4 protein-coding genes and 1 pseudogene are annotated in these 9,428 nt (G+C 35.6%); all 5 read right to left on the reverse strand.

The window, feature by feature from the left end:
• A pseudogene (locus tag CALSC_RS11830) lies at window positions 1–1,070 on the reverse strand (two-component sensor histidine kinase); the annotation flags it as partial.
• Between the two features lie 374 nt (window positions 1,071–1,444).
• The gene (locus CALSC_RS11835) at window positions 1,445–1,906 is read right to left on the reverse strand and encodes a HetP family heterocyst commitment protein (RefSeq protein WP_088241552.1); all 462 of its coding nucleotides are present in this window, start codon (window positions 1,904–1,906) and stop codon (window positions 1,445–1,447) included.
• Window positions 1,907–2,016: 110 nt separating this feature from the next.
• On the reverse strand, window positions 2,017–2,799 hold the full coding sequence (locus CALSC_RS11840) for a hypothetical protein (RefSeq protein WP_143288234.1): 783 nt from the start codon (window positions 2,797–2,799) through the stop codon (window positions 2,017–2,019).
• Between the two features lie 1,746 nt (window positions 2,800–4,545).
• Window positions 4,546–7,710: a cysteine peptidase family C39 domain-containing protein gene (locus tag CALSC_RS11845; RefSeq protein ID WP_088241554.1), complete on the reverse strand. Its 3,165-nt coding sequence runs from the start codon at window positions 7,708–7,710 to the stop codon at window positions 4,546–4,548.
• Window positions 7,711–8,168: 458 nt separating this feature from the next.
• A complete protein-coding gene (locus CALSC_RS11855; protein WP_088241556.1) occupies window positions 8,169–9,125 on the reverse strand; it encodes an SGNH/GDSL hydrolase family protein in 957 nt (318 codons plus the stop codon).
• Between the last annotated feature and the right edge of the window lie 303 nt (window positions 9,126–9,428).

The raw sequence follows: 9,428 nt of genomic DNA on the forward strand, positions 1-9,428 counted from the left end.
AGTTCCATAAAGTCGTCCTGGAAAAAATCTAGTTTAATGGCTTTGATGTGTGCTTGAATTGCTTGTGGGGGTTCGGAATAATATTGTTGATAGAGTCGTAGTAGTTTCAGCAAATCTTGCATGTATGCCAGAATAGAGTCAATATTCTCCTCAAAAAAACTTAAGGGATTGTTGATTTCATAGGTAATAACTGCTACCATCTGGCCCAAAGCAGATGTTTTTTCAGTTTGAATTAGCTGTAATTGGATAATTTGAATTTCTTCGAGAGTTCGTTGTAAATAGGAATTTTTTTCATTTAATTCTTGTGTTCTTTCTTGAACGCGAATCTCTAATTTTTGATTTGTTTCTTCTAGTGCAGTTTGGGCAATTTTTCGTGCCTGTAAATATCCTTGTAATAACCGTAACACCATGAGCCATGCAGGAACAAGCATTATTAAACTTGTGACTGCAACAAAACTTGAACAAAACAACTGTTGCCGATAGTCTATAACTTTTGTTTGGATTTGTTGAGCGATTGCTAGATTTCTTCTATTTACACCATCAGCGTATTTTTGTTTTTCAGTTTGATATGCGGAACTTGACAATAGTGTTTGTGCAGCTTGCTGTTGATTTCTGCTAACGAAGTCAAAGGAGCGATACTCCATTTTCACTAACTTTATATTGGCTGCATCAGTTTTTTTCGCATCTTCACTGTTATAAGCATCTGGAGCCAGTTTAATGGATTCTTTAATTGCAGCATCAAGCTGGGGTTCAAATTGACGATATCTTTTTTCCCAAAAACTATTACCAGTAGCCGCATTCATACGTGCTGACATGGTTAGGACTTCATCAAGATAGGTAATTTTGTCACTCAGTGCTTGGAGTCGCAATTCATGCTGGATAATGCTATTGAAGTTTTCATAGGCTTGTAAAGTCATCCAAGCTTGAGGGAAAAATAGTAATAGAGTAAGTACAACTGTTGCAGTGATAATCTGGGATGGATGTTTAAATAGCTGATGGTACAAGCGTCTTGAATTGCAAATGATAAAACTTAAATAATGGCTGGAGATGCTTATATTAATTGACATCATAGGAAATATTGGAAATATACATATAAAATATGTATTATGTATTATTTATTATTCCCCTTTCTTCTATCAAAATCACATTTTATGGGTTTCGTAAGCATATTACTCACATCGTGCACTTGACCAAATAAATCCATAAAAGGCTCAGATCCCCGAATTGTCGGAAAAGTCGAGTATTTAACTTGTCGTAAATGGACATAGCCTGCTCGCAGGGCTTATGATTTATGATTGCTATATTTTAGCGGATATGATAATTAGATCTTCTACATAACAAAATGTTCCTCCCCTTGACTCAACTTTTTTCAGTCAATGGAGGAGGAATAAGATAAATTTATTCATGGAAATCTATATAAATAGAATATTTCCATAAATTATTTTTAGTAAAATTTATCGTAATTTAGTGATAAATCTTGTTTATTCCCCACTTCTAACTCAGATTTAATAGATTGATATTCATGAACTTGTGTTGATAGCCATTGATCTAAATGACCACCACGAATCTCATTTTTATTTTTACCTACTACTTCTAAGTATGCAATATCTTTAATTTTATTGAGGCAACCAGAAGATAGATTATTGGTAGAATTTTTTTCAGAGATAGGGTTGATATTTCCTGTCTGTTTTGGCTGATTATTTTTTGTACGAGAGTTCTCCTTAAGCAATCTATTATAAGTACGATAAGGAATATAATGTAAAGGGTTATATCCTGCAAAACGCAACATTAATACACAAGCCCAGGAATATTTACCTGCCAAAATGGCCTCGACTAGTTGATCAAATTGTTCAGGATGAATTGCTTGGTCTAACTTACTATTAATTCCAGAATGATTTTGATGCATAATTGTGTTTTATTTAGGAACAATAAACTAATTGAAATTAATTGGATAAATTTTGAATCTATTTTCTGCCTAAATCTATTTCTCTCAACTACTGTTAGTTCTTTATTTAATTAATTTATCTTTGCTGCAAATATCTCAGAAATACTGTAATAACGCTTCATCTTAGTTGTGATTTTTTGTTCTGTAGATAAAGCTATGTATTGACTCTTATTCATAGGATATATCCGTTGTGAAGCAACTTCTATTTGATAAAAGAAAATATTCTGATTATTTGATTCAGTATCCGGAAAAATAGAATTTATTTCTCCATAAATAATACCTGATTTCATCATTTGAGTAGTTCCAACTTCTATTTGTATAGGCATATCTTTTTGGAAGAAATTAACTAGTCGCTCAGAGGTATTAGCCTTGATTATGACATGATCAGGTATCAATTTTCCTAATTTTATTTGTTTATTCTCTGGAAGATTAAGACTAGAGAATTTGTCTTTATTTACAGATTTATATTTTTCTAATGTCACTGGAGAAAAGAGTATATTCTGAATACGAGCAACTTCTACAATTTTCCCTTTCCATAACCAAATCATCAATGCAGTCAAAAAACATGTACTAGCCAAAAAGACCAAATAAACTAGCATTGAAGGTCTTTTATCTAGTAACATCTGCAATGATTGAGAACAGTTGCTTTGATTATTAAATTCTGTCTGCTGGGTTGTAGAGATTGCAGTTGGTTGATTTTTGGCTATTGTATTTATATTAGTCTCAACTGCCCCACAAATTGAAACTTTTTTTGGAGGTGGATTATACCCAAGATGAGATTTGTTGTTTCTCACCATTGAGTTTCCTGATTGATTAAAGGTTCCGACTATATAAGACCTGATGATTCTTTCCATTAGCTAACCTATAAACAGAAACCAGACTTTTGGTAAAGAAGTCTGTTTACTGCCCAAGTGCAATCATCTAGATGCTCTCTGTATTTTTATTCAGTATTGTTTACTGAATATATTGATTGCTGGGCTGTAGTTTTGCAAAGGTAGTAACCTATACGAAAATTTCTTGATGCTGTGTCGTTATAAATAACACAGCAATGTCTCCGTTCGGCTATTGGTAGATGCAATTCTACCCGCTAAAAATTTTTGCAACTCCTAAATTTAATTAGTCTAGCCCCGATAGAATAGTAATTTTGAATACTATTTTTTTAGAAGTTGTTATGTATAAGCACTCTGTTGATTACGCTGACGAGTTCAAAAGTTATCTTGACTCATCAATGATAACATTAGTCTTTATACTATTTTATTAATTTAATGTTACCTGTCAATTCTACCATTCTTTTTGTCGATTTGCGTGATTATTTCGATATTTTTATTTCCTCTGAAATAATTCTACGTATTACGCCTTAAGGGAGTAAACAGGGGGTTAAACCCCTTATCCGTAGCTTTAGTAAACAATGAAAAATAAAATATATAGTTGTATTTGTTGTATTTTAATGTTAATTGATTCAATATCTGTCAGGTTTTTATATAAAAAATTATATCAATTAAATGTAATGTAAATCAATCATTACCTAAAAATTTTAATATCCTCAAGCCTTTTCTAGCAAGACTTTGGGATGATTGTTGCTGAAGTATTCATGAATTAGTCGCATCGAAAAATAATATATATTTAAAGTATTTAATTTTAAATAAATTCTATTGAACAAATTACACAAATAGTTCTAATTAATATTATTATATATTGCTATGTATCAAGTTGCAATATTTGTACTTACGTATTCTTGTTAAGATTCATTCAAGATAGTTTAAAAGTTTAATGAATTTAGCTTGTATCTAGATAAATTAAATATTAAATTTAAAATGAATCAAATAAATTAGTATCCTGCATCCCAGGCAATAGCTCACCTTGATGAGCAATAATTTGAGGTTTCAGCAAATCGATGCAGATGGGTTGCTCACCACAAATAATACATATTTTCTCTGGTGGGTATATACAATACAGCACCTAGATATGGCATCGGTCATATTTTTGGCCTGCAATGCTTTTTAGCCCTATGCGCAAGTAATAAGTAATATCAATTGGGTAGAGATTTAGCATTACTAAACCCCTAGGAATAATTTATCTGTCGCAAACATTATTTAAATTGGCGTAATAAGTAATAATACCCAATCTGGTCGTCACAACCTGTTGATCAAAATTAGCTAAATCCACTTTCAATCGTAATTCAGGTCATTTTGAATCAGAGGGTATGGGAACGGGATTTAGTGTAAGTAATAAGTTTACTTTTTATAGGTTTGCTAATTCAGCAATGTCCGTGCCCTAATTACGTAGCGCTACAAGTAGTTCTGCATAAAAAATTATCGTTTGGATAAGTCAGAGGGAGGGTTAACAAGGGTTTTAGGCTTGTTTCCTCTTCTTCACATAGCTTGGTTGTACTGTGCCAACTTATACTATTTCTCTAAATCCTAGCTACAGATAATTCTCCCCCTACTCCTTGCTCCCTGCCCCCCTGCTGTCCATATGTAGTTTTATTTTGGAGAATTGGTATTACTTAACCCAAGCATTTAAAATAGTTAAAGCCTACACTGTAATATTCTTAACTTTTGCCTTGGGGTACTAGTCAATTATTTTCAAGAGCAAAATTGTTACTGAATTAAATTACAATAACCATCATTAATCCCTGTTAGTTGCTCATGAGTTCCTTGTTTGATGAGCATACCTCTATTGAGGACAAATATATAATCGACATGGCGGAGACTGGAAAGACGATGGCTGACGATAAATTTTGTACAGTTGAAGTGTTTTAAATTTCTTTGCAAATCCTGCTCTGACTTAGCATCTAAAGAACTAGTAGCTTCATCGAAAATCAACATTTGTGGTTTGCCAATTAGAGCCCGAGCAATAGCAATTTTCTGCTTTTGTCCTCCAGAAAGAGTAACCCCTCCCTTTCCCACTAGAGTTTTATAACCTAGGGGTAAAGCTTGAATAAATTCATGGGCATTAGCTAGTTTTGCTGCTGCGATCGCCTGTTCCCACGTAAATTGGGAATTATAAAGGGTAATGTTATCAAAAATCGTTCCTGAAAATAACAAACATTCTTGAGAAACTACACCCAGTTGACTGCGTAAGGAGTGGGGAGATAAATAGCGGATATCATAGCCATCAATCAGAACTTGTCCGGAAGTGGGAGGGTGCAAACCAGTTAATAAATTAACTAAAGTTGTTTTTCCAGAACCACTAGAACCTAAAATACCTATGGTTTGTTGGGGTTGGACTGTAAAGGAGATATTGTTGAGGATATTATCCTTATCTGTGGCATGATAGCGAAAACTAACATTGACAAAATTGATCACACCTTGTATAGAAGGCAACACAGTTAAGGGCTGTTGGGGATTTTCTTCCGTTGCTGTACTCCAAACATCTTGCACCCGTTCTAGGGATATTAATATTTCTTGCCATTCATCCCACAATCCAATCCATGCCAAAAAAGGGTTAATCGCATTTACCATCAACATATTGAAAGCGACAAATTGCCCTATTGTCATTTGTCCACTCATCGTTAACCTTGCACCCCACCATAATATTCCTGTGGTGCCTAAATGTTTGATTAAGGAACTGGCTAATTGGAGATTATTGACCAGTTTTTGCCCCCGAAATCGCACCTGAACCATATTTGCAAATCTTTCTTCCCAATGCCAACGCACTGATAGTTCAGCTGCGGCAGTTTTAATGGTATGAATGCCTGTAATAGTTTCAATAATGGATGAATTTTGTTGAGCTGATGCCTGAAACAATTCTCTCAAGACCCTTTTACGTAATGGGCTGACTGCTACACTCAAACAAGCGATCGCTAAAATTATAATTAATAAAAATAAGGTTAGTTGCCAATTATAGTATGTTAATAGTCCCACACAAATAATCGTCATGACTAAGTCCAAGCTCATGCTCACAGCTTGGCGAGTGAGAAATATTTGGATTTTGCGATTTTCTTGGGCGCAACCAATTATATCTCCGAGGGGACGGGAGATAAAAAATTGCCAAGGTAAGCGCAATAGATGATTCACAAACCCCCCCAGCAATGAGATATCCATGCGTTGGGCAAAATAGTCCAGCAGATATTGGCGTACTGCTTTTAGGCTAATTTGCCAGATACCAAAACAGAGGAAACCAACAGTAAAAATGTTGAGAATTACCAAGTTTTTGTCAGGTAATACATGATCGATGGCAATCTGTGTGAGTAAGGGTGCAAGTACGCCAAATACTTGCATCAATAGGGAGGCAAAGACAATTTGTCCGATTAAATAACGATAATGTTGTAATCCTTGCCAAAAACCATGTAGAGAGATTTTTTCATTGGGTTGGGCATCTAACTGTTGTGTTGGTTCCAGAATCAGAGCATATCCTGTCCAATTATCGATAAATTCCTTAACTGTTAGCGATCGCTTACCAATAGCTGGATCACTAATCAACACATGATTCTCTAATACTTGCCAAACTACAACATAATGTATTCCTTGCCAATGGGCAATCCAAGGATTAGCTAGGGATGCTAATTCACTCAAAGAACCTTTGACTGCTAAACTTTCGTACCCTAAACTTGTGGCAGCTGTTAATAAACCTGCTAAGGAACTACCGGTTTCATCTACCCTTGCTAAACGGCATAGGCTGTTGAGACTAAAGCGTTTACCCCAATATCTACTAATTATGGCTAAACAAGCTGCACCACAATCGGAATTAGTTTGCTGCTGTACAAATGGATAGGAATGCCATAGTTTAGGGATTAGTCGTCGGTGATGCCGTGTTTGGGTAGATGGAATTTCAACTTTGGTAGTGGTGGTTTCTGAATTCTCTAAGTTGAAAATGGGGAGTGGGGAATCGGGAGTCGGGAGTCGGTAAGAGGTATTTTCAATCTTGGTTGTGTGCAAACCTTCATGAGGGACTAGTTTGTTGGCATTGGCTATTGGTGCAGGTAATGTTGGTTGTAATGCTGGTGAAGTCAATGGGGTGGGCAGGGTACTCACATTGTTGTTTTTTACCCCTATGATTGTTTGCTCACAATATGCTGATGGTAGGTGATAGACTGACAAATCTGTTGTTGCCACACCTTCAAGGAAAGTATCATCGCTATATCCCCAACTTTCTCCTATTTGTAAGGAGGTAGTGGTAATACCATCAATCAGCCAAAATCGTCCTTGGGATGGAGGAGTAATGACAGATAAAGATGAGCCAGCATTAATAGTAATTTTTTCTAGGTGGGGTAAGATTTGAAATAGGGTACGACTAGTTTGCGATCGCAATTCTGTCTGGGTTTTGAAGAAAATTAGTTTTTGCCGCTCGCTTACGGTTTGATGTAACAATTCTTCTAGATAGGAAAATTCTTGTAACCATTGCTGGAGTATGGATATTGGCAATTTTGCTACCCAACCAGATGTTGCTGCGATCGCTTGATATGATAATGGTTGATGATAAAGTAAATGGTCAGTACCAAAATTTTGTTCTGCTAATAATAATTGTGTGGATACTTGCCGTTCCAGGGTAGGGTCAAATGCAACAATTCTAACTTTACCTTCACCAATAAGATACAAAAAGCGATTACTGTCTTCCATTGAGCCATCTAGGCTATAACTGACCAAATCATCACCCAATTGGAACTCATCTACCAGCCAAAAATCACTTAACTGAGATATTTGACCAGAATCTCCGGCAAATATCCGCAAAAATTTGATAATACTTGCACTTACCGTGGGAGATTGCTGGTCATTTCTATATTTCCGCTCTCCCTCAACTCTGGAAGATGAAGAGGAGTTCATGGTTAAATATCCAATTTTGGTCAGTTATCTAATTTCTGTACAATCCCTAGTACCGCAAGGGGAAAAAGTAAGTCACCATTGTAGACAGGTTTCCTGTCCCAGACTGACACGCCTCTTGTCAGAGGAGTTCCCCTAAAGCCTGTGCTGGGGTTCTCCAATTGTTCCACCGGTATAATTGCAGTCAGTAAAAGTTGAGTATAGAAGGTTGTGATCGCTAATATCCAATTTAGTCCCCACCATATTTTGTTTTTTGATTCATCACTTATAAAACTTAGACTCAGATAATTAGATAATTCCGGATACTTTATCAAAAATTTATTCGGTATTAGTAAGGATTTTTCACAGTCTGAAAAACTGTAATTGAAAATACAAAAACAAATACAATTTAAGGATATGCGGTGTCTGAAATAAACCAATTAGCAAGTCAGTGAGGGGTCTGAGCCCTTACCCCAGAAGGACTAATATACAGAGATGGGGCATTTCACCAATTTTTGCGTAATTGTATTTGTTACTAGTTGATTACCTGATAAATTGAGATGAATTGTGTCATGGTATAAAGCTTTTGGGTCTGGATAAGAATTAAATATGGGCAAAAAATCTATGTAGGCAATATGTCGAGATTGGGTAAATTCGGTTAGTCGCTGACGGGCTTTAATTTCATAATCACGAGGTCCAGGTTTGCCAATTTCTCTTAATAAGGGAGTCATCACCAATATTAATTGGCAGTTCTGTTGATTGGTTAAGGCGTGAATTTTGCCGATCGCGTCTAAATTTACACCAACCCTATCCCCCCCTTCTTGATGAACGGCTTGCAATTCGGGGATAGGTTTTTGCTTAATTACATAACGCTGAAATACTTCTAATAATGCTAAAGGAGGGGTTTTAGCCGGGTAGTTGCGATCGCGTCCTACAGGAAGAGAGGTGGGTGCAGTCGCAAATAAGTCATCAGTATTGATTAATAGTACTACCACCTGGGAATGGAAATTACCAAAATGCTGTAAATAAGCCAATTCATTTCTCGGACCCCAAGAATTAGCTGATGCATTCAAAACTTCCACACCCAGAAATTTATCTTGGTAATTTGCAGATAGAGAGCTGCTCATTAAACTAGAAATGGTGTTCGTTTGATCTGTCCACCAACCACCATTGGCAATGGAGTCTCCTAAAAGTAATACCCGTAAGCTGGAAGATGATGGCTTTTTGGCAATGGGAGCAGTTCGCATAGAATACTGATTAATTTGGATGCGATTCCCAAAACGCCGTGTTTGCTGATTGGGTGCTAATAAATAACCAATATGTGGATCAGTAATATAAATTAAGGGATTACCGAAGCCAAAAAACCATCTCAATCCTATTTCTAACACCACAAATATTGTGAATAAAATCCCTATACTTGCTAACAGCACTAATCTCATCAGCAATTTTCCTTAAGTAATCACAAAAATATTAAGTCTCAAATCATACTATATTCATTGTTTTGATTTTTGACTCAGAGAATACTTAGTTCTTTTAAATGTGAATTAAGTGATGAAATCATCTAATCCCAATTTAAAAAATGATTGCGACAGATGGAAAGAAAGCAAACCTTATGTAGTAGCTCTTTCACAGTCCAAAATTCCAAATTGAAAATGGTATAACTCGCCCAAACGGGTAAAAGTAAAATTTTGTAAATTTCAAACAAAATATAAGTGGAAATTTTCTGCGGAATTGGAACTAAG

Origin of the sequence: Calothrix rhizosoleniae SC01, assembly GCF_900185595.1 — a bacterium.
Classification (GTDB): Bacteria; Cyanobacteriota; Cyanobacteriia; order Cyanobacteriales; family Nostocaceae; genus Calothrix_A; species Calothrix_A rhizosoleniae.